At 38.3% G+C, this 21,461-nt stretch carries 23 protein-coding genes; 16 read left to right on the top strand and 7 right to left on the bottom strand.

Features of this window, described 5'->3' with window-relative positions; all coding sequences use genetic code 11:
* Positions 1–20: 20 nt before the first annotated feature.
* The 6 genes from IF202_RS13460 to IF202_RS13435 are packed head-to-tail and all read left to right on the top strand — an operon-like array spanning position 21 to position 7,283.
* Positions 21–1,412, top strand: a complete 1,392-nt coding sequence (locus IF202_RS13460) for a Wadjet anti-phage system protein JetA family protein (protein ID WP_191595430.1) — start codon at positions 21–23, stop codon at positions 1,410–1,412.
* On the top strand, positions 1,412–2,056 hold the full coding sequence (locus tag IF202_RS13455) for a DUF4194 domain-containing protein (RefSeq protein WP_191595429.1): 645 nt from the start codon (positions 1,412–1,414) through the stop codon (positions 2,054–2,056). The genes IF202_RS13460 and IF202_RS13455 overlap by 1 nt, the downstream gene beginning before the upstream one ends.
* Before the next feature lie 9 nt (positions 2,057–2,065).
* Complete coding sequence (locus tag IF202_RS13450; RefSeq protein ID WP_191595428.1) at positions 2,066–5,482, top strand: SbcC/MukB-like Walker B domain-containing protein; 3,417 nt, start codon at positions 2,066–2,068, stop codon at positions 5,480–5,482.
* Positions 5,483–5,493: 11 nt separating this feature from the next.
* Positions 5,494–5,808 carry a BolA family protein gene (locus IF202_RS13445; RefSeq protein WP_191595427.1) on the top strand — a complete coding sequence of 105 codons (315 nt, stop codon included), beginning with the start codon at positions 5,494–5,496 and terminating at the stop codon, positions 5,806–5,808.
* Positions 5,809–5,824: 16 nt separating this feature from the next.
* Positions 5,825–6,127, top strand: coding sequence for an STAS domain-containing protein (locus IF202_RS13440; protein WP_191595426.1), 303 nt, complete (start codon positions 5,825–5,827; stop codon positions 6,125–6,127).
* 10 nt (positions 6,128–6,137) lie between these two features.
* The gene (locus tag IF202_RS13435) at positions 6,138–7,283 is read left to right on the top strand and encodes a fused response regulator/phosphatase (RefSeq protein WP_191595425.1); all 1,146 of its coding nucleotides are present in this window, start codon (positions 6,138–6,140) and stop codon (positions 7,281–7,283) included.
* Positions 7,284–7,316: 33 nt separating this feature from the next.
* Here IF202_RS13435 and IF202_RS13430 read toward each other — a convergent pair whose 3' ends face one another.
* The gene (locus IF202_RS13430) at positions 7,317–7,964 is read right to left on the bottom strand and encodes a UPF0149 family protein (RefSeq protein ID WP_191595424.1); all 648 of its coding nucleotides are present in this window, start codon (positions 7,962–7,964) and stop codon (positions 7,317–7,319) included.
* A 96-nt stretch (positions 7,965–8,060) separates the two neighbouring features.
* On the opposite strand from IF202_RS13430, the gene IF202_RS13425 reads away from it, so the two are divergent.
* The 4 genes from IF202_RS13425 to IF202_RS13410 all read left to right on the top strand — a co-directional run bounded on the left by IF202_RS13425 (position 8,061) and on the right by IF202_RS13410 (position 11,870).
* Positions 8,061–9,827: a RecQ family ATP-dependent DNA helicase gene (locus IF202_RS13425; RefSeq protein WP_191595423.1), complete on the top strand. Its 1,767-nt coding sequence runs from the start codon at positions 8,061–8,063 to the stop codon at positions 9,825–9,827.
* Positions 9,818–10,339: a SprT family zinc-dependent metalloprotease gene (locus tag IF202_RS13420; protein WP_191595422.1), complete on the top strand. Its 522-nt coding sequence runs from the start codon at positions 9,818–9,820 to the stop codon at positions 10,337–10,339. The genes IF202_RS13425 and IF202_RS13420 overlap by 10 nt, the downstream gene beginning before the upstream one ends.
* 114 nt (positions 10,340–10,453) lie before the next feature.
* Positions 10,454–11,293 (top strand): tRNA 2-thiocytidine(32) synthetase TtcA, encoded by an 840-nt coding sequence (ttcA, locus tag IF202_RS13415; RefSeq protein ID WP_206705487.1) that lies wholly within the window; start codon positions 10,454–10,456, stop codon positions 11,291–11,293.
* A 10-nt stretch (positions 11,294–11,303) separates the two neighbouring features.
* The gene (locus IF202_RS13410) at positions 11,304–11,870 is read left to right on the top strand and encodes a YfaZ family outer membrane protein (protein ID WP_191595421.1); all 567 of its coding nucleotides are present in this window, start codon (positions 11,304–11,306) and stop codon (positions 11,868–11,870) included.
* A gap of 77 nt (positions 11,871–11,947) precedes the next feature.
* On the opposite strand, the gene IF202_RS13405 is transcribed toward IF202_RS13410, so the two are convergent.
* Genes IF202_RS13405 through hemN form a run of 3 tightly spaced genes read right to left on the bottom strand, consistent with a single transcriptional unit; the run spans position 11,948 to position 14,664 of the window.
* On the bottom strand, positions 11,948–12,490 hold the full coding sequence (locus tag IF202_RS13405; RefSeq protein ID WP_191595420.1) for an adenine phosphoribosyltransferase: 543 nt from the start codon (positions 12,488–12,490) through the stop codon (positions 11,948–11,950).
* 23 nt (positions 12,491–12,513) lie between these two features.
* Positions 12,514–13,272 (bottom strand): fumarate/nitrate reduction transcriptional regulator Fnr, encoded by a 759-nt coding sequence (gene fnr / locus IF202_RS13400; RefSeq protein ID WP_191595419.1) that lies wholly within the window; start codon positions 13,270–13,272, stop codon positions 12,514–12,516.
* Between the two features lie 21 nt (positions 13,273–13,293).
* Complete coding sequence (hemN, locus tag IF202_RS13395) at positions 13,294–14,664, bottom strand: oxygen-independent coproporphyrinogen III oxidase (RefSeq protein ID WP_191595418.1); 1,371 nt, start codon at positions 14,662–14,664, stop codon at positions 13,294–13,296.
* Positions 14,665–14,843: 179 nt separating this feature from the next.
* Here hemN and IF202_RS13390 point away from each other — a divergent pair, with 179 nt between their 5' ends.
* Together IF202_RS13390 and tusA are read left to right on the top strand one after the other, a co-directional pair.
* Positions 14,844–15,428, top strand: a complete 585-nt coding sequence (locus tag IF202_RS13390; RefSeq protein WP_191595417.1) for an alpha/beta family hydrolase — start codon at positions 14,844–14,846, stop codon at positions 15,426–15,428.
* 72 nt (positions 15,429–15,500) lie between these two features.
* On the top strand, positions 15,501–15,728 hold the full coding sequence (tusA, locus tag IF202_RS13385) for a sulfurtransferase TusA (protein WP_191595416.1): 228 nt from the start codon (positions 15,501–15,503) through the stop codon (positions 15,726–15,728).
* A gap of 99 nt (positions 15,729–15,827) precedes the next feature.
* On the opposite strand, the gene IF202_RS13380 is transcribed toward tusA, so the two are convergent.
* On the bottom strand, positions 15,828–16,421 hold the full coding sequence (locus IF202_RS13380) for a CBS domain-containing protein (protein ID WP_191595415.1): 594 nt from the start codon (positions 16,419–16,421) through the stop codon (positions 15,828–15,830).
* A 48-nt stretch (positions 16,422–16,469) separates the two neighbouring features.
* Positions 16,470–16,775 carry a hypothetical protein gene (locus tag IF202_RS13375; protein ID WP_191595414.1) on the bottom strand — a complete coding sequence of 102 codons (306 nt, stop codon included), beginning with the start codon at positions 16,773–16,775 and terminating at the stop codon, positions 16,470–16,472.
* A 241-nt stretch (positions 16,776–17,016) separates the two neighbouring features.
* Between IF202_RS13375 and adhP the strand changes: the two genes are divergently transcribed.
* Positions 17,017–18,027: an alcohol dehydrogenase AdhP gene (gene adhP / locus IF202_RS13370; protein ID WP_191595413.1), complete on the top strand. Its 1,011-nt coding sequence runs from the start codon at positions 17,017–17,019 to the stop codon at positions 18,025–18,027.
* A gap of 103 nt (positions 18,028–18,130) precedes the next feature.
* On the opposite strand, the gene IF202_RS13365 is transcribed toward adhP, so the two are convergent.
* Positions 18,131–18,550, bottom strand: a complete 420-nt coding sequence (locus IF202_RS13365) for a MaoC family dehydratase (protein ID WP_191595412.1) — start codon at positions 18,548–18,550, stop codon at positions 18,131–18,133.
* 67 nt (positions 18,551–18,617) lie between these two features.
* Between IF202_RS13365 and IF202_RS13360 the strand changes: the two genes are divergently transcribed.
* The 3 genes from IF202_RS13360 (at position 18,618) to prmB (ending at position 21,460) form a co-directional block, all read left to right on the top strand.
* Positions 18,618–19,262: an HAD-IA family hydrolase gene (locus tag IF202_RS13360; RefSeq protein WP_191595411.1), complete on the top strand. Its 645-nt coding sequence runs from the start codon at positions 18,618–18,620 to the stop codon at positions 19,260–19,262.
* A gap of 3 nt (positions 19,263–19,265) precedes the next feature.
* Positions 19,266–20,315, top strand: a complete 1,050-nt coding sequence (gene sppA, locus IF202_RS13355) for a signal peptide peptidase SppA (RefSeq protein WP_191595410.1) — start codon at positions 19,266–19,268, stop codon at positions 20,313–20,315.
* 230 nt (positions 20,316–20,545) lie between these two features.
* Complete coding sequence (gene prmB, locus IF202_RS13350) at positions 20,546–21,460, top strand: 50S ribosomal protein L3 N(5)-glutamine methyltransferase (protein ID WP_191595409.1); 915 nt, start codon at positions 20,546–20,548, stop codon at positions 21,458–21,460.
* Position 21,461: the final 1 nt, after the last annotated feature.

The following is a 21,461-nucleotide window of genomic DNA, read 5'->3' as shown; positions in this document are numbered from 1 at the left end:
TGATTCATGGAGTCGAATTAATGTTATTTAAACATCTTCCTGATGAAATATTTCAGGCATTAAGCGGCTCAAATAGGGCACTAATTGAAGCAGTATTGAATGATCTAGCGGATGTTTTTTATGATCACGCAGAAGACCCTATAAAAGATAAATCAACCATTATTGAGTCAATTGAAGATACACTTCACAAAGTTGATACCTTTGCTTGGCATGATGAGCAAAAAGAATCATTTGATTCACCAAAAACAATTCATGATTACGCACTTCGTATTTATCACCGATTGGTCAATACAGGCTGGCTAGTTGAAGAACAAGAGCTTTATCGTGTCAGCGTTCTAATGACCCCCCAAATCTCTATGTTGCTTCGTTCACTAGTAGAAATTAGTCGCCACGGTAAGCGTAATTATGGCGCAACCGTGTTAAGTATTCTTAGTAACTTAGAAGCTGTTGCTAAGCACCCTAAAGAGCGTGGTGTAACACTGCGTCAATCTGCAGAAGCCTCGCGGGATTTTTCAGCCCATCTAAACCAAATATTATTAGGCATTAGGAGTTTACAGAGAGAGCTCTTTGCCAGCCGAGACCCTAAAGTTATTGTGGCAGGTTTTTTTGACTTATTTGTAGAAGGTATTTTAATTGCTGACTATAAAACAATTAAAACCAGTAACAATCCATTCCGTTTTCGCCGTCAAATTCTAGAACTTACTCAAGACTTTTTATCCAACCCAGAAACAATGGCTGAAGTTGCTCAATGCTATGTTGATCAACAGCTAATTACTATGGCTGAAGCTGAGGCCATGGTTGAGAAAGACTGCCGTGATATTATTCAGACATTTAGTAATATTGAACAGCGACTAGAGCGAATAGATGAATATCGTTATCGTCTAGAAAAACGTGCAGCGGATACTGCACGTTATATGGATAGCTCACGACCTGGTATGGCCAATAAGATCGCTGGTATTATTTCTGACATCGCGAAATTCGAAAAGCCGCCGATATTAAAGAACATTGTAGGTGCTCGTTTTGTAGGGGTTGCATCCGCGGCCCAACCAACCAAACGACGTGAGCCACCGCCACCACGAGTAATGACACCATCAGAAGTATCTGCTGACGCGATAAAAATGCGCGATCAGCAACGACGCTTCCACGAAGCGAGACAAGTTACGTTACCTAAGATGCAAAGTTATTTAGATAAACAAATGGGCTCACATACAAGTAAACACATCTTAGAATTTACCATTGAATCCGTTGAGGATTTTGTTTGTTTCGATCATTTACGTTATATCGGTTCTCTTGGCGTTAGTGCCAAAACATTAGAAAATATCTTTGAAATACACTTTACCAACGAGTATTTGGATGTACATAAGTTCGTTGAATGTCGCGAATTTAACGTGGTACGTAGGAGCAAAGCTTAATGCTTAAAGAATTAAAAAAAGTAGTTGAAGAGTCCGGCAAAGACGCTCAAGAGTTCCAGCAGACAGCAAATTTTGTTATTGCTAATCAATTCGCGAGCGCTTACAAGCATGGACAACGTAAGCATTACTTGCTGTTAGAGGCTTATCAAGAATACTTTGATCGCTTATTTGAAGCATTAGGCATGAAACTCTATATCAATGAAAATGAACGTTTGGCTGGAGTATTACCAGTACAAAAAGAAGCGTTTGTTCGCTTGAAGACAGAAGAAACGTTGTTCTTATTAGTTCTTCGTCAAATATACGAAGAAAAAATAGAGAATTTTGAAGTAGATAACGGCTTTGTTGCCACTAATACGCATACGATTCTAGATAGGTATGTACAACTTGTTAAACGAGAGATCCCAAGTGAAACTCGCTTTAAAGACATATTAGCTTTGTTTAGTCGTCATGGTGTATTGATTCGCGGAAAATCTTACGAAGAAGACAGTAAAAACCAGATGATAAACATTACGCCAGTCGTACGATTGATTGTCACAGAAGCATATCTACGCCAATTAGAATCTTTTAATGGAGCAGATCCTGACGAAGATGATATTGATTCAGACGTAGAATTAGAAACATCACAAGAAATCAATCAAGACTAGGGCCAAGATATGAAAAAGTTAAATCGAATCGTATTAGTAAATTGGTACCTACTTGGTGCAGAAGAAATCAATATTCGTGGTAATACCGCAATCATAGGACCTACAGGTTCTGGGAAATCCTCTTTATTGGACGCTATTCAAACTGTACTAACCGGTGCTAGCAAGCGTCACTTGAATTACAACGCTAGTGCTAATGATGGTAAAGCAAGTGGTCGTAGTATTCGTTCTTACATTCTGGGCATGATAGATTCAGGTCAAGAAAATGCAAAAGCGTTTGGGACACAACCAAGACAAGATGCAACAAGCTACCTAGGCTTAGTATTTGAAGACAGCATAACAGGTAAAGAATCTACCATTGGCCTAGCGCTGAGTGCATCCCTTTCTACACCTGAAGAAGATGTTCTTGGGCGTTTCGTCTTACCTAATTACGGTGTTAGAAAAACAGATTTCATCGATGCTTTAGAGGGAAAAAGCTATAAAGCCAAACCTTGGATAGAAGTTCGTGAAACGATCAAAAAAATATGTCTTGATCCCTATATAAAATCAGGAAGTGCTTCTGCGACTCAGTACATAAATCGTTATCTTGAAGAGCTAAGCCCAAGTACAGATCAACTTATCACACTAGATAGTTTCTTAAAAAATTTCAAAAATGCATTGAAATTTGTGCCTATTGCATCACCAACTCGCTTCGTTCAGGATTTTGTATTGGCTGAGGCGCCACTGCAAGTTGGTGCTTACCAAAAATCGTTAAATGAATATCGACATTTAGAAGCCAAAACATTAGAGGTTTCCAAGCGTATTGATGATTTAAAACTCATTCAACAAGACTGTGAGAAAAAACATCAGCAAGAGCAGGGTGCAATAAACTATCAATGGATAGCGACTGAAGCACGTTTTGATGAGCTTGGCAGCAAACAAGATGATATTCAAGATCAATACGAGCTACAAAAAGAACGCGAAGAAGAAATAGAAGAAGAATTAACAACTCAAGCCAGTCTACTTAAGCAACTGCAAGGACAATTACTCCGTTTTGAGCAGCAGTACGAACACTCAGATGTTGGTTTGAAACTCCAGCAACTAGAGCAGAGTAAAAAGTTATTGGTGTTACAAAGCCAACAAGACCAAAAGGCGATTTTACAAGTTCGCCAACTCACCTTATTACTATCTTCTCTGAGTGTTTTTAGAGATGTTTTATCTAATGACACATTAGTATTAATTAAAGAGTTTTCAGAATTTGATTCTTTAATTTCAGAAGATGGCCGCGTTCAAGGTAATTTGAAGCCACTAACTCAAAAATTGAGCATGCTCAATAAGTTACTGGATACTGAAAAATCCCAAGTGTTTGGAAAGCGTTCTGAACTGAATCGTAATATCTTGAATCTAAAAGACGAATGTAAGCAGTTAGAGTCTGATGTGTCTTCTTTAAAAGGAGGTGTTAGTCCATTATCACAAAACACTAAACGCCTTGTAGCCTTGCTTAAAGATGCCAATATTACGGCAACACCATTAAGCCACTTAGCAGAGGTAACTGATCGTAAATGGCAAGACGCTATTGAAGGTTATTTAGGTGCTCAGCGCGAAGCCTTAATTGTTGACCCTGAAGATGCAGAAGAGTCTATTCGTATATTTCGAGCGCATAGACGCCAATTAATGGGCTGTCGCGTAATCGATACGACACAAACACGACTTTGGTTAAGCCGTGGAGACCGAAATTCTGCACTTCGTTTTATTCGTTGCGAAAATGATCATGCTCAAGCCTACCTTAATCGTCGATTAGGTGGCATTAAGCCTGTTGAGACAGAGCATGAATTATTGCGTGAAGACAGTGCCATGACGGCTGACGGCATGCTGAAATTAGCAGGTACTATTTCAACAATTCGTTCAGTGCCTCATATGATGGTCGGCATTAATACAGAAGGAATGAAAGAGTCCAGAGAAGGCCAATTGTCTGAGCTTAGTAGTGAGTTGATGGATTTACTTAAATCAGATCAACGCCTAGAACAAGCAGATTCTTTACTTGGTCGCATTATGGCGAACAATCAGTTTGATATAGATAATCTTGCTAACGCTGGACATACGGTAACAAGGTTGGCCCAAGAATTAGAATCCGTTGAAGCTGAAATTGCACAATTACAAAAACATGATGATACGGAACTACAAGAACGTATCGAAGAATTGAAAGTTCGAATCACAAGCACAGAACTTGAGCAGAAAAAACGGGACCGTGAACGCCAACAAATTGCCGAGCAATTTGGTGCATTGAATACACAAAAAAGCCAATTGAGTTCTGCTTTATCTGCATTAGATGAAGAACGTAATCGTTTAACATCAAATCCAAAATATGATGCTGAGTTTGCAAGTGAGCGTTATTCACTACTCGAAAGCAGCATGGTAAATGGTGCAGCCATTTATAAAGAAGCGATTAGCCGGGCAGACAAAGCCACTGAAAAAGCTCGTAGCTTTGATCAAAAAGTCCGTAAAGAAGTCGCCGACCATTACTCTAAGTACCATCAGGCCAATCTAGATAATGATACTCAACTAGATTATTTAGAATCTAAATTTGAAGAGTTTGAGCATTATGTTTCCTATCAAATTGATGTTCTGAGTGAAACAGAATTAGCTAAATACGCTAAGCGAGCAGAGTTGGCGCGCCGAGAAGCTGAAGAAACATTCCGTTCTGATTATGTTTCTAAGTTGAAAGACTCTTTGGATCAGGTTGCTCATATTATCCGGGAATTGAATGGCAGCTTAAAGCGTCGTCCATTCAATCAAGAAATCTACCAGTTTCGCTATTACCCAAATGGTGATATGAAAGACATATTAGATTTAGTAGAAAGGTTCAGCGCTCAAGATCAAGCAAATGTTGGTGGTTTGTTTGATCCTCAAATGAGTGATGATCCAGAGCATGTACGCGCTATTACAGCAATTCAAGAACTCATTTCTGATGAAGAGAAACAACAAGATCTTGCTGACTACCGTAAGTTCTATAACTTTGAAGTTGATATTTCAGACATAGCTGGCAACAAAAAAACAACCTTGAGCCAGCGAATTCAGACTGGTTCGGGTGGTGAGCACCAAATTCCATTCTATTTGGCTATCGCAGCAGCATTGTCTACCACTTATCGTTTACATGAAACGATGGAAGGTGAGATTGTTGGTGGTTTCTCTTTAGCTATGTTCGATGAAGCCTTTAATAAGATAGATATGGTTAAAACATCTACCTGTATGGGCTTCATGAAAGACATTGGCTTGCAAGTTATTGCCGCCGCACCAGACGATAAACGCGCAGTAATGGCGGCTAACATGGATACCATTATAAGTGTGTGGCGTGAAGGCGGAGCTGTTTCTATTGACGTTGCTTACCCGAAAGAAAAAGGTCAAGTGTTGCTAAATGGTCAATCAGATAGCTTGCTAACAACGGCATAATTGAGAAGTATATGAAGGTACAAGCACAAATAGATCAACGTATTAAAGAACAGGTTGATACATATCATATGACGCTTGAAAACGAGAGTCATATGCATAATGTTCCTGAAGGCAGTGAATCGCATTTTAAACTTGTGTTGGTTTCTGATGACTTTGATGGGAAACGATTAGTTCAGCGCCACCAGTTAGTTTATGGAATATTAGAAAACGAAATGAATAAAATCCACGCACTTGCTATGCATTTATATTCGATAAAAGAATGGAATGAGCGAAATTCACTTTCTCCCTTATCGCCAAAATGTCACGGAGGCGATAAGGGAGTATAACCTTATCGAATAAATTATGAGTATTTCAGTTACCGTTAATGACTCTACAAATACCGCCACAATTACTATTGTAGGTAGTTTCGATTTTTCTTTGTTCAATGAATTTCGTGATGCCTACATTAATTTAGATAAAACACATAACCACTATATTATCGATATGAGTATGGTTGAATATTTAGACAGTGCGGCTCTTGGAATGCTTTTAAGTATGAGAAATACCATCGAGTCAGAAAGCAGTATTACTTTGGCTGGAGCGAATGATTTTATCAAAAATATTCTCATGATTTCTCGCTTCGACAAACGCTTCGGTATTCAATAAGGATCGCTCTATGAAATTATTATGCGTAGACAGTGAACCGGTTTATCGCGAAATTGTTTCTCTATGTGCAGAAAAAGAAAATGTCCTTGTGAAATCTGTTGCCACCTATGAAGAAGCAGTAGCGGCGTTTATTGATTATGCTCCAGATATAGTGACGCTAGATGTTGTTATTAAAGGAGGCAGTGGCTTCAATTTAGTTAAAACATTCAAAGAAATCTCTGGCACTCGCTTTGTACCTATGATTTTTCTTGCCTCCCACACATCTGACTCAGTAATGGACAAATGCTTTCAATCTGGTGCAGATGACTTTATTCCGAAGCCATTTAATGAAGTGTTGTTTAATATCCGATTAAAAACCCATATGCGTCATATCGAATTAATGAAAGAAATGTATAGGAAAAACAAAGCGCTTACCTATATACAAACAGTCATTGATCGTGAACATAAGATGGCTCATCAAGTTCTTAGTCATATACAAAATCGCAGTGAAAGTAATTCAGACCATGTCGCTATTACCAGGCTTTCAGCCGCTAGCTTTAATGGTGATCTTGCATTAGTTAAAACACGTAGTGATGGTGCTAGGCTGGTTTTTGTTGGTGATTTTACTGGTCATGGTTTACCTGCATCTATCGGTGCTTTACCTGTTATGCAGGCTTTTTTTGATGCTGCTGATGACTTAGTTGGCGTTGGTGAGCTGGCCGCCCAAATTAATAGAATATTACTTAGCATATTGCCTGATTACATGTTCTGTGCAGGCTACTTAATATTAATTACGGCAAATGGAAATATCACCTATTGGGGAGGTGGGATGCCAAACGCTCTTATTCTTCGTCAGTCGGGTGTAATAGATGATCTTCGATCAGATCATATGCCGCTTGGTGTATTGTCTGCTTATGAGTTTGAAGATGATCTTAAAAGTGACGCACTAGAAAATGGCGATACATTGGTCATTGTTTCGGATGGTGTATTAGAGCTAAAAAATCACTACAACAATATGCTGGGGAATGATCAAGTAAGAACTTTTGTATCTAATGCTTACGCTGAAAAGGACTTAATGGAAGCACAGAAAATAATTGAGAAAAAACTTACCGATTATTTAGGTGAGTCAGAGCAATTGGATGACATTACATTAGTTGCGCTAAGAAATACCCATTAGCCCAAAGGAATAAGGCGAATGGGTATCTGGATACTATGCTTTTCTTCCACTTTTTTTCTTGTTTTTATTATTTTGAGACTTCTTAGGCGATGCTTTTGGAAAAGGACGCTTTTCTTGTTCAGTTCTCAATACTAAGAATAAGTCAGTGACGACCTCTGGAATTTGAGCGATACAAGAGTTGGTTAATTTTTCACTAGAACGAATTTGAACAACTTCTTCATCATCAAATAAATCCGAAGCAACCATCACAGGCAAAAGCAATTCAGCAATCACTTCTTCTTTCTCTTCCTCAAACCAATGCGCTTCAGTCATGAATACGCCTTCCATGAAACCTGTCGCCCATTCTTGAAGTTCACTTAATTCTTCAGGTGACGAACTTACTTCTAATTCACAAGGTATTAAAAAGCCTTCTTCAGACTCTAATTCTTTTTGGATATCTAAAAACAAACGAGACAAGTATTGCAGTATTTGTTTCTCTTGTTTTTCAGTTTCAAATTGTGGAGTGTCTTCAAAAACAACAGGCAACCATTGTTCTTCAGTTATGTTAGCGGGGCAAATTGCCAAAGCCGTCAAGAAACCATGAGCCATTACAAAATTTTGACATTCTTCATGAACTTGGTCTGACTCCAAAAAAGTTTCTAATGTTTCTAACTCAAGATCATCAAGAGGTTGGTGTGCCATGTAAATGTTTCCTTAATACAGATTAAGGAATCGATTCTAGCGAAAAGAAGCTTAAAAATCGATGCACAAAGCACGCTGTTAAGAGATAATTCTAAAATGAATTTAAAGAATAGTACTCTTTCACGTTTAGGCTATACAGAATACCGCCCATTACAAGAGCAGGCGATCGATGCTCTGTGTTCTGGTCAAGACGTTTTGCTAGCTGCGCCTACTGGCGGGGGTAAGTCTTTAGTCTATCAATCAGCTGGTCTTATTAGATCGGGTATTGCTGTTATAGTCAGCCCGTTGTTGTCTCTTATGTCTCAACAAGTAGACGAATTAAATAAAAAAGGTATTCACGCTAAATTCTTAAACTCAACATTAAACCCTGGTGAGCAAGACGATCTCGTTTGGGCAATACGTCACAAACATATAGATTTACTGTATTTATCACCAGAAAAATTAGTACAACCTTCCGTTATCGGTTTCCTTCATAGTTTTGATATCTCTCTGTTTGCGATCGATGAGGCTCATTGTATTTCTCAATGGGGGAGCTTTTTTAGACCCGAATACAGTCAACTTGGGCAGTTAAAAACATCGTTTCCCACAGTACCTATTATTGCTTTAACTGGGACGGTCGATCAAAAAACCATTGGGAGCATTCAAGAGTCCTTACAGCTTGAAAATAGCCTTATCTTACGCAGTAGCTTTGATCGTTCTAATATCAATATTCAGATAGCTCAAAAAAGAAAAGCTAAACAGCAAATACTTTATTTCCTCCATCACGAAGTACCTGGTGAGAGTGGTATTATTTATTGTCGTTCTAGGAAAAAAACTGAAGAGCTAGCAGCTTGGTTGTGTGAATTAGGCTTACCAAGCTTAAGCTATCATGCCGCAATGTCAGAAGAAGATAAACGAAGAAATCATCAAACCTTTGATGAAAAACACGGAATCATTATGGTTGCGACAACGGCATATGGGATGGGTATAGACATTGCTCATGTACGTTTTGTTATTCATTTAGATTTACCAAGTAGCCCTGAAGCCTATTTTCAGGAAGTAGGTCGGGCTGGTCGTGATGGCATGCCAGCCAAATCTCTTTTGCTTTATGGCTTACAAGATATGTTACAGGCTCAACAGCTAGCAGGCTTACAACCATTATCTGCCGAAGGTGAAAAACAGCGCTTAAGTAGTCTGTTTCGCATTTTAGAAGGGCGTGGATGCCGCCGAAAAAATCTTCTCTCTCATTTTGATGAAAGTATTCCAGCCTGCAATTATTGTGATCGATGCTTATCAACAAAGTCAGAGCAAAATATGACAACGGCCAGCCAGAAAATATTGTCTCTGGTTTATCATACTAAGGGTTTACAACCCTTTTCAGTGTTAATACAAATATTATTAGGCAAAAAAAACAAAGCGACTACAGCAATCAATGCAACATCATTAGCCATATTTGGAAAGGGCAAAGAGTTAGCAGAAGCACAGTGGAAATCTGTTGTTCGACATCTCATTGCCTATGATTACATAACGATAGAGCAAACTAATACTCTCTCTGTTCACATCAATGAAAAAGCACGTGATGTATTACAAGGAAAAGTTCAAATAATACTGCCTAGTGAACGGTATTACCCAACATTAAATGAAGATCAGCTAGTAATCGACAGTGCTCACTGGCATAAAGTATTAGCTTGGAAGTATGAACATGGCACTGTAAATATAAGCGATACGCAACTTAGGCTTATTTGCCTTCATAAGCCTAAAACAGTTGCATCACTGAGCCGCTTGACAGGATTATCAAAAGAAATGGTTCTGGATTTTGCCGATTCTCTTATCAATATTATCCATGAGTTAGACAAAAAAGAGAGTGGGGTGCCATGCCTTTAAACTCACATTCTAGTCTGCTGAATAATGGTTCAAATATAGATACACTGACAATTGTTACTAATAAAGTACATTGTTGTTTTGATAAAGCCGATGCTTTTTTTGGTAATACATTTAACCGCCCTACATGTAACCTTAAGCAAAGAGGTAGGGCTGCAGGTACAGCACATTTACAAAAAAATGAAGTACGTTTTAACGTCTTTATGTACTCCCAAAATCCAGAGGAGTTTATTAGTACTGTTGTTCCTCATGAAGCCGCACACATTATTGTTTTTCAAATTTATGGTAGTAGTGCGAAGCCCCACGGTAAAGAATGGCAGGCTGTCATGTTGAAAGTATTTGGGATTAAGCCCAATAGAACTCATTGTTTCGACGTGCCGCCCCCTAAGCAGGTGTTTGAGTACTTTTGTGATTGTAATCGACATGAGTTTACTAAACGACGTCACACTAAAGTCCAGCAAGGAGTTCTATACATCTGTAAGGCTTGTAAAGCATCATTGCAATTTAAAGGTTAAAAGCAATCTAACGTTATAAAAACTCAAAAATAGTGAATTTCTGTGACCTTTCATTTTTAATGCGATTAGGTGTTCATTATAGTAAGATAGTGTCGTTTTATTTACAGTGTATGAATGATGGATTTATCGAACAAACCTAAAGAAAAACTTGAGTTAAACAAACTCCAGAAACGCCTTAGAAGATTAACTGGCCAAGCTATCGCTGACTTCAATATGATTGAAGAAGGAGATAAGGTAATGGTCTGCTTATCTGGAGGAAAAGACTCTTATACAATGCTTGAGATTTTACAAAATCTACAAGCAAGTGCTCCTATTAAGTTTAGTATCATAGTCGTTAACCTCGATCAGAAACAACCTGGTTTTCCAGAGCATATTTTGCCTGCTTACTTAAAAGAGGTTGGGGTAGACTTTCATATTTTAGAACGCGATACTTACAGCATAGTGAAAGAAATAGTCCCTGAAGGCAAAACGACTTGTGGTCTATGCTCTCGTTTAAGACGTGGTTCACTCTATGGTTTTGCGGAAGAAATTGGTGCTACCAAAATTGCACTTGGTCATCATAGGGATGATATTCTAGAGACCTTGTTTCTAAATATGTTTTTTGGTGGAAAAATGAAATCTATGCCACCAAAGCTTTTAAGTGATGATGGAAAACATGTTGTCATTCGTCCGCTTGCATATTGCAAAGAAAAAGACATAGAGAAATTTTCTACTATCAAAGAATATCCTATTATTCCTTGTAATCTTTGCGGGTCTCAGAAAAACTTACAACGACAAGTTATAAAAGACATGCTACATACGTGGGAAAAAGAATTTCCAGGTAGAACCGAATCTATGTTCACTGCACTTCAAAATGTTGTACCGTCGCATTTAGCAGACACAGAATTATTTGATTTCAAGGGATTAAAGCAATCGAAAAGTGCGCTTGATCGCTTAAATATTATTTCACTATAGGATGATAAGAATGAATCATACTTACAAAACCATACTTTTTACTGTTGGAGTTCTAGGCTCTTCTTTAACATATGCTTCAACAGCGGCTATTAGTTTGACAAATGGAACAGCCAAAGGTGATGTCAACTTAAACATGGGAGCTTTTGGTGTTAATGCTGGAATTACCCATGATAATGACGAAAATAGCTCATTAGCACATGTTGGTGTTACTGTAGAAGATTCAGAATCAAATGGACCTCTGCAAGTTGGTGTTGGTGTGCGTGTTTATGTTATTGATGCTGATTTAGATGATGATGATAATGAATTGTCTGGCGCCTTTAGTGTCGGTGGCTGGTACCGATATACAATCCCTCAAGCGAATCGCCTTAGTATTTACTCTTCTATTTATTACTCTCCAGAAGTATTGTCTTTTAGCAATCTTGACCATATGTACACTTATGACTTCCGTCTTGAATATATGGCAACACAAAATGCTCGTACTTATATAAATTATGGTAATACTGTTGTTGTTTATGATGACGACAGTCGTAAAGAAATAAACAAAGGGTTTTCTATTGGTGCACAAGTAGACTTCTAAAATAGTAAACTCTAGATATAAAAAAGGTGGCTTATAGGCCACCTTTTTTATATCTTCAAATGAGACTATTTACACAATCACTCGCCAGCATAAGCGCAGAGACTAAAAACAGGCACATCGCTGTCTCTTAACTTCTCGCTACCACCTAGGTCAGGTAAATCGATAATAGCAGCAACCTCTTTGATGTTCGCTCCTTGTGAGGTTAATAATTTTATTGCAGCGAACAAAGTGCCGCCTGTTGCAATTAAATCATCAAATAACAAAACTTCATCTCCAGGCTTAACGGCATTTTCTTGGATTTCCAATTCAGCTTCACCGTATTCTAGTGCGTATTTTTGTGAAATGGTTTTACCTGGAAGTTTGCCTTTTTTGCGTATTAAAATAAGAGGCTTCTGAAGCTCATAAGCCAATACAGCGGCAATTAAAAAGCCGCGGGCATCAATACAAGCAATGTGAGAAATATCAGTAGACATGTAACGATGTACATAAGCATCGACCACCATTCTCATCCCTTTCGGATCACTGAATATAGGTGTAATGTCACGAAAACTAATGCCTTTCTTAGGCCAATCTTCTACGGTTTGTATGAGTGATTTAACGTAAAAATCATCGTAAAGCATGTCTAGTATTGCCTCAATATCAATTAAATGTGGGCGATCTTACCACAATCACTGGCAACCCCAACGAGTTTTTGCATTTCTGGCAAATCAACTATCTCAATTTCTTTACCATCGACATGGATTAGCTCATTTTTTTGAAAGCGAGTAATTACTCGACTGACGGTTTCTACTGCCAAACCAAGGTAGTTACCGATTTCTCCACGAGACATAGACAAGCGAAAAGAGGTTGCTGAATAGCCACGTTTCTTGAAACGATTTGATAGGTTTAAAAGAAATGATGCTACTTTTTCATCTGCATTCTTCTTACCAAGTAAGACCATCATTTGTTGATCATCAGATATTTTTCGACTCATCACTTTAAATATTTGATGTTTTAAAGAAGGGATTTGAGAAGATAGTTCTTCTAAATGACTAAATGGAATTTCACACACCGTTGTTGTTTCTAATGCTTTTGCTGAAACAGGATAGGCGTTTGAATCAATACCACTTAATCCAACTAATTCACTAGGGCAATAGAAGCCTGTAATTTGCTCTTCACCGTAAGCCGTAATATTAAATGTTTTTAAAGTACCAGATCGAACGGCATAAACAGAGTCAAATACATCGCCTTGTCGAAATAAAAATTCACCTTTTTTGAGCGGTTTCTTACGTTCAATAATTTGATCTAGCTTCGTAATATCTTCATCCGCTAAAGCAAGAGGTAGACACAAAGCGCTTAAGCTACAATTTTGGCATTGTGAAGTAAGCGTGCTATTAAATCGTGACTGCGTGTGTGCTGACATGTAGTGCTCCCTAAACTTGATCTAGATAACTTTTGAATATTTTATATTGTTGTTTAGATATTTATCGAAAACCATACAGATACAACGAATAAGTAATCGTCCTTTATCTGTTACGTTTAAAGTGGTCTGCATTCCACTTTTAAATATTTCTATCATACCATCTTCAATCATAGGTATAAGATCATCCATTTCTTCAGCGAAATATTCGACAAAGCTAATGTTATACTGCTCTTCAATTTGCTGATAGTCTAGTTGAAATGAAGAAATTAACGTCATAATTACCTGATGCCGTACTCTATCGTCAAAATCACTTATATAACCTTTATTAATGGCTAATTGCCCTTTTTCTATCGCACTTCTATATTTCGATAAGTCAGTATGATTCTGTATGTAGATACCATGTAAATCACTGATAGCTGAAACACCAAAAGCAACTAAATCCGTGCCTGAATGAGTTGTATAGCCTTGGAAATTCCGTTGTAACAGACCCTGTTTTTGAGCTATCGCTAAACTATCACTTGGTTTGGCAAAATGATCCATACCAATGTACTCATAACCAGCATCAATCAAATATTCGATGGTCATTTTTAGTAACTCAAGTTTGATATCGGAATTAGGTAAACTGTCATCTGATATCCGTTTTTGAGCAGGAAAGCGTTCAGGTAGATGCGCATAATTAAAAACAGATATGCGTTCAGGAGATAAGGCAATCACTTTATCTAGTGTATCTCTAAAGCCTTCTAGAGTTTGATAAGGTAAGCCGTAAATTAAATCAAAGTTAATAGATTTAATGCCCATTTCACGAGCCTCGTTCACCAAGGCAGTTACCATTTCTATAGGTTGAATACGATGTATGCTTTCTTGCACTTTATGATCAAAATCCTGAACACCAATACTGATTCTATTTATTCCCATTTCAGTTAATAGCTGAAGCTTAGAGCGGCTAATTTCGCGAGGGTCAATTTCAATACTGTAATCTTGCGTCCCATCATTAATAAGATTGAAGTGTTGCTTGATGTTATTAAACAATTCTAGAATCAGATCTTCAGTTAAGAAGGTTGGTGTACCACCTCCAAAATGAAGCTGTGTAATATCTCTAGTGTGATCTAGCATCAGGCTACGTAAGCGCATTTCTTCACCAAGTAGCTCAACGTATTCGGCTCCTTTTTCGTATTGCTTTGTCACTATCTTATTGCAAGCACAGTAGTAACAAAGGTGAGCACAAAACGGAATATGGAAATACAAGCTAAGAGGAGCTTCGGACGGCAATAACATTTTTTCAATCAAGGCTATTTTACTAACGCCAGAATCAAATTGTGGAGCCGTCGGATAAGAAGTATAGCGTGGTCCAGATAAGTTATACTTATCAATAAGCGAGGAGTCCCAGATCATGATGCATTCCTATTAAATTTTCTAATAAGAGTTTACGCATTTGTTATTTTTACTTTCTGATCCAGATCAAGGAATTAGCTCGATTAAGAAAGTCATTTTGATTAAAATGACTTTGACAAAGGTTCTAACTATTTAAAGGGTCTGCTCTAATAGACAGTTTAAAACTGATCATTTATATTATGAAAAACATCCCTTTTTACTTAGCCCATGGTGCTAGAGCAGGGCATAGCAATGCTTTTTTAAGCCAGCTTTGCCATGCCATCTCAGAACAAGGTAAGCAAGCCATCGTTCCTGTTACTTTCTCTTATATGAAAGAACAGGAAATTACGGCAAAAAGAAGGCCGCCGCCTCGTTTTCCTACATTGGTTCCGGAGTTTGCAGAGTACATAAAAAATGAGGGTGCTTGTATTGTTGCAGGTAAATCAATGGGGGGGCGTGTAGCAACGCAATTATCCAATTTATCGATGGTAAAAGGCATCGTTTGTTTTGGTTTTCCATTTTACCCCTCAGGTAAGCCAGAAAAACACCGATTGGCTTTTTTAGATAACCTTCAAGTGCCATGCCTTATTATTCAAGGAACGAGAGACCAACTTGGCTCCCGCGAATGGGTGAATAAACAGACGTTACCTGCCAATGTTCGAATAGTGTGGATTGAAGGCGCCGATCACGATTTCAAAACACTAAAAAAACAAAATACAAACATAACGGAAACGATTTCAGAGTTGGCGAGTATTACTCAGAACTGGCTTGATAAGACCACATGAACGCTTAAAAATAGAATAGCGAACCGAACTTATATAATTCGCTACATTTACGATTAGAATGAGAGATATTTTATGGAACACCAAGCCTTGCTTGATGCCACAGATTTACTTTGTCCAGAACCTGTGATGATGTTACACGTAGAAATGCGAAAATTAGCATCGAAACAAATATTAAAAGTGATCGCAACAGACCCTTCAACAACACGTGATATTCCTAAGTTTTGCCAGTTTCTTGGTCACCAACTAATCAATCAAGAACAAGAAGACGATATTTATTACTACTGGATAGAAAAAAAATAAGCATAAAAAAGCCATACTTTTATCCTTATTAGGGTCAAAGTATGGCGATTCTATGTACATATTTTCTACTACAGTTATACGTGTTCCTGTTGTTGCATCTTAAGCTACTTTTAGTTTTCTCATTGAGACCTTATGGCCAAGAATCGCACTTTCATACGTTTGAGCAAAATTGGAAAAAGACACATCAATATCTAAACGCAGTTGACGAGCAATATCATTGGATGAAATTACGCCTCGTATGGTTTTACTTTCTTCATCAATAACTAATAAATGCTGATAATTATTATCTTTTTGACTATAGAGAAGTGACTCTATATCAGAACGTTTAAGAGATGAATAAGATAACGCAAGTAAAGACTCTTTTGACCTCATTAAATCTGCCACGATCAATTCAGAACGTTTATAGCCGTCCGCAACTCGCTTGATGAACTTATCTTCAGACAAATCCTCTAGACTGATCACCCCTATAAAATGGTTTTCTGCATCCACAACGATTTTCATACGCACATGCTCTTTCTTCATCAACTGAACCAATTCATCCGCAGGCGTATTAGATTCAATAACACGAGGGCCAGCAACATAGAAATCAGTAAAGACAGTCAAAGCAGGAGAATAAGTAGTGATGTTGTCAGTCGTAGTAGGCCAAGTAAGTTCATTAACGCTTTTTGTAGACACGTAAGTTAGTGTTTTCATGATGAAACCCCAATTAAAATAAAATTAAAAGTACAAATAAAGGGTGAGTTATATCAATGAAAAAGGAGGCGCTCTTGGATGAGTGTGACGATTGGTTTTACTAGTTGTTGGGAAGTGATAATAAAAAAAATCAGACGTATCAGGTATTAAAACATTGATGTCAAAATACGTATAAGTGACATAACTATTATCTGAACCATGATCTTTATCTGGAACAGAAACTTCATTAAATCTTTGTTCTACAGTAGGCTCTAACCAACGCAATTGACTTGTTTCTTGAGCACTAACACGCTGAGAGATCGTCAACAAAGACGATGCAATCACGGCAATGATCATAAGTAATTGGATTTTCATAAAAACCTTAATATATGCTGACGTATTTTTAATAACTTTATACATCATTAATATAAGCCTACTTTATAGCAAATCCCACCTTTTTTATTAACATGACGTATATTTTCATTATATCCCTAAATTAAGGAAAAGCATTGCGATTAGTGAATCTAATCGGATAAAAACTTGATCTAGGTCTGTTCTTTATTTTGTTAATCCAGCTAACATCATGATAAGAAGTTTATTCACCAAGGAGACTATTATGAAAGCAGCTGTTGCTAGTACATTCGGTTCTATTTTGAAAATCGAAGATATCGCAAAACCAAAAATAGAGCCCCATCAGATCCTTGTTAAAATTCATGCATGTGGCGTTTGTCATACCGACTTACATGCTTGCCATGGCGATTGGCCAGTTAAACCATCTTTACCTTTTGTTCCAGGTCACGAAGGAGTAGGAGAAATAGTTGAAGTGGGCAGTGCAGTGACTCACCTTAAAAATGGTGATCGTGTCGGCATTCCATGGTTATACAGTGCTTGTGGTCATTGTGAATACTGTTTAAGCGGAGATGAAAACTTGTGTTTGTCTCAGCAAAATTCAGGTTATTCTGTAAATGGTAGTTATGCTGAATATTGCGCGGCTCATGCTGAATACGTTGTGAAAGTCCCTGATAATCTTGATTACGTAGAAGCTGCACCGTTATTTTGCGCAGGCGTAACAACCTATAAAGCGCTAAAAGTATCTGATGCCAAACCAGGCAATTGGGTGGCGATATTTGGTATTGGCGGTTTAGGCCATTTAGCGGTTCAATACGCCGTTGCCATGGGCTTACGAGTAGTCGCTGTAGACACAGGTAATGCCAAGCGAGGCCTTGCAATGCAACTTGGCGCAGAATGTTACTTTGACTTTAAGACAGACGATGTCGTCGACGATATTCTAGAAAAAACAGGTGGCGTGCATGCCAGTGTTTGTACTGCTGTCAGCAAGGCAGGATTTAGACAAAGCTATGATGTAGTACGTCGTGGAGGAAAATGTGTATTGGTTGGTTTGCCTCCAGAAGACATGCCATTGCCTATCTTCAATACCGTACTGAATGGCGTGAGTGTGGTTGGTTCTATTGTTGGCACACGAAAAGACCTTGAAGAATGTTTAGAATTCGCAGCTCGTGGCAAGGTAAAAGCCATTATAGAAGAGAAAAAACTTGAAGATATTAACGACATTTTCGGAGACATGGAAAAAGGTGAAATTACAGGACGCATCGTAATGTCTATGTAACTGAGAACTTATTGGAATATCGATTCAAGGTATATCAGTAAGGTCTAGTCAAAAAAGAGCGAAACCAAACGGTTTCGCTCTTTTTTATGTATTAGAAAAAGATTTACGCAGCAGGTAACATGATAGTTGCTTCGCCTGTTACTACGACTTTTCCATCGCATTCACATACGGTTTTAAGTGTCGCTCGACGACGACGCTCATTCAAATCCGTCACCGTTACTGTTGTCACAACTTCTTTTCCGATAAAAACAGGGGCACGAAACTTCAATGTCTGTTCTAAATAAATGCACCCCGACCCTGGTAATTGAGTACCAATCGCAGCGGATATAAAGCCAGCCGTCAGCATGCCGTGGGCAATTGGTTGGCCGAATGAAGTTGTCGCTGCGTATTCTGCATCCAAGTGAACAGGGTTCGTATCGCCTGTTACGTCAGCAAATGCTTGCACATCCGATTCGGTGACTACTTTTCGAAATTCGACGCTTTGGTCAATGCTAAGTTGCTCAAATGTATAACCAGAAGTCATGACTTGTCCTTATATTGTAATTTATCGCTATGGTACACTTTCGCCACATCATTCTTAAGAGGTATCTATGGTTAAGTTGGTAATTTTTGATTGGGACGGTACTTTATTTGATTCCATCGATAAAATTTGCTTTAGCATGCTTCATGCTGGCAAGTTAGCAAACGCACCTCAACGTAAACATGATGATGTTAAAAATATCATTGGGTTATCTTTAGACAAAGCGGTTGATGTTATTTGGCCAGAACTCTCTACAGAAGAACAAAATATTATAATAGAACACTATAAACACAATTTTGTTGCCACAGATCAAACGCCACCCGATGCCTATGCAGGTGTTATAGAGACTTTAAATACGATTAAAAGCGCAGGTTTAAAAATGGCTGTGGCCACAGGGAAAAGCCGACGAGGTTTAGACCGAGTAATGGCCCTGAGCAATACAAGAGATTATTTTGTTACATCCCGTTGCGCAGACGAAGCACTTTCTAAACCTGATCCGCTTATGCTTGAACAAATACTGACAGAATTAAACCTTTTGCCAGAGCAGGCCATCATGGTGGGAGACACAGAATACGATTTAAACATGGCAACTAATGCAGGTATGAAAAGCATTGGGGTAACCTATGGTGCACACGATGAATTACGCCTAAAAGCGTGTCAACCACATGCATTAATAAATAATTTTAACCAATTGAAAAATGTTTTAGGACTATAAATAATGAGTTGGACAGAAGACGAAGATAAAAAGAAAGCGCTTGAGAAAAGCGCATCAGTACAAGCTCAAAGCATTGACGATACAGGGATCGACGATGAAGGAGTAACAAATCAAGAACAAGAACGTCTCGACCCTAATACAGCCATTTGGACATTGTTAGAAAAAACGCTTAGCGACAGTTTAATAGAGAAACGTCGAGGCAGACGCTGGAAGATCTTCTTCCGTCTAACAACACTCGCCATCACACTAGCTTTACTTGGAAGCTGGTTTTTTACATCTAACTTTGAAGAAGTGAGTTTAGATGAAAAAGTCGTTGCCATGATTCCTATGCGCGGCGTGATTGGCGCAGGTTCAGAAATAGAGTCTCTTGAATTTGTTGAGTTACTTGATAGTGCTTATCAAAATAGCAATCTTGAAGGCGTCATTATTGAAATGAACAGCCCTGGTGGAAGTCCTGTTCATTCAGGCATTATTTACGATGCTATTCGTGCGAAAGAGCAATTGCACCCTAATGTTCCTGTCATTGTCGTCGTAGAAGACATGGCCGCTTCTGGTGGTTATTACATTGCTTCTGCTGCCCATGAAATTTACGCAGACAAAGCCAGTTTAGTAGGTTCCATTGGTGTTATTTCATCAGGTTTTGACGCTACTAGCTTACTTGAGAAAATTGGCGTAGAAAGACGAACCTTTACAGCGGGTCGTAACAAAGCCTTTTTAGACCCTTTTGCGCCAATGACGCAAGAGGCCAAAGTAAAGTGGCAAGCCGTGCTTGATGAAACACATCAGCAATTCATTCATGCAGTAAAAGAAGGCCGTGGTGATCGATTAACCATTACGGACGATGTGTTTTCTGGCATGATTTTTACTGGCTCTCAAGCCATTAAAATTGGCCTTATCGACGGACTTTCAAGCACTAGTCAGCTGTTAAATTCGCGTTTTCCTGAAGCAGAACCTATTTATTACCAGGTGAAAGAAGAACCTTGGAAAGAGTTAGCAAAAGAGTTTGGTGTCGAAATGGCAACCAAGATAATGAATACCACGAACTTTCAATAATGTGACAACACTGGATTAAGGCTGCCGCTTTAATCCAGTGTCGTTTTAACGAAATAGCACTTTAATTGAGTGCTATTTTAATTCAGTAAAAGCATCTTCACTCCATTTTCTTTGTATTCCTAATCGCAAAGATAGAGCCGCAGTAAAATAGTCGCTATAATACGATTCATTCAGAACATCGCATTGTTGTTCACTATTTAAAAACGCATAAGAACATATAAGAAAACATAATGAGCTATCGACAATCCGCTGTTCGAGATTTATCTAGTATTAAAGATTTTATTCGTTGGACATTCAGTCGCTTTAATAAAGCAGACTTATTTTATGGTCATGGTACTGATAATGCTTGGGATGAAGCCGTTCATTTAGTGATGGGAGCGCTCAAGCTTCCAATTGATTTTGACCGTGATATGCTGGATTGTGCACTGACGTACAACGAGAAAAAACACATTTTAAAGCTAGTACAAACCCGCATTACGAAACGTGAGCCATTGCCGTATTTACTTGGTGAAGCTTGGTTTATGGGGTTGCCTTTTAATGTGACGAAAGACACCTTGATTCCTCGTTCTCCAATTATGTCTTTGCTCGAAAGTGAATTTGAACCTTGGCTAAAAGGCTATCCATTAAATATTTTGGATATGTGTACTGGCTCTGGTTGTTTAGGCATTGCAGCCGCTTTGGTGTTTGATGATGCTCAAGTCGACCTTTCTGATATCAGTGAAAGTGCTTTATTAGTCGCTAACCAAAACATTCTACGTCACCAAGTAGAAGAACGCGTTCAAGCGATTCATTCAGATATGTTTAAAAACTTAGCAGGTAAACAATATGATTTAATCATCTGTAATCCACCTTATGTGGACGCGGAAGATTTTCAGAATGCGCCTGCAGAGTTTCATAATGAACCTGAATTAGCTTTAGCCTCTGGTGATGATGGTCTTAACTTCACTCACGAATTCTTGGCTCAAGCCGCGCATTATCTACAAGATGACGGTATATTAGTATACGAAGTAGGGAACACCGAAGTGGCATTACAAGAAGCCTATCCAAACATTCCTTTTATGTGGGTTGAGTTGGAACAGGGTGGAAACGGGGTGTTTATCCTAACAAAAGAACAATTAAGCGAACTATTACAAGAGCAAAAATAAT

It is taken from the genome of Marinomonas colpomeniae, assembly GCF_014803385.1.
GTDB lineage: Bacteria > Pseudomonadota > Gammaproteobacteria > Pseudomonadales > Marinomonadaceae > Marinomonas > Marinomonas colpomeniae.
This window is presented reverse-complemented; position numbering and strand designations above follow the sequence as displayed.